The sequence below is a fragment of the Photorhabdus viridis genome (assembly GCF_040256935.1).
Lineage (GTDB): Bacteria > Pseudomonadota > Gammaproteobacteria > Enterobacterales > Enterobacteriaceae > Photorhabdus > Photorhabdus viridis.
Map to the genome: position 1 here is coordinate 1 of NZ_JBEJZY010000298.1, position 390 is coordinate 390.

At 52.1% G+C, this 390-nt stretch carries 1 protein-coding gene; it reads left to right on the forward strand.

The window, feature by feature from the left end:
- Positions 1 to 390, forward strand: a 390-nt coding sequence (locus tag ABR397_RS23450) for an AMP-binding protein (protein WP_350307797.1), incomplete at both ends; no start/stop codon positions are given.

Sequence of the window (390 nt, forward strand, 5' to 3'; positions counted from 1 at the left end):
AAGATATTTGGTGCCTGTTGCATTCCATCGCTTTTGACTTCTCGGTATGGGAATTGTGGGGGGCTTTACGCTACGGCGCAAAACTGGTTCTGGTGCCGCATGTGATTGCCCGTTCCCCGCAAGAGCTGCATCAATTTGTGAGCCGGCACGGTATCACCGTGTTGAATCAGACACCGAGTGCTTTCAAAGCCTTTATTGCCAGTTATGTCGCCAACCCATTGCCGGATCAGTTGCGTTATATCATCTTTGGGGGAGAAGCCCTTGATCCCGGTATGTTGCGACCGTGGTATCGCCTGCGTGAAGAGACGTCGCCCCGGTTGGTGAATATGTACGGTATCACGGAGACGACGGTTCATGTGACTTATCGGGCGCTTAATCATGATGATGTGG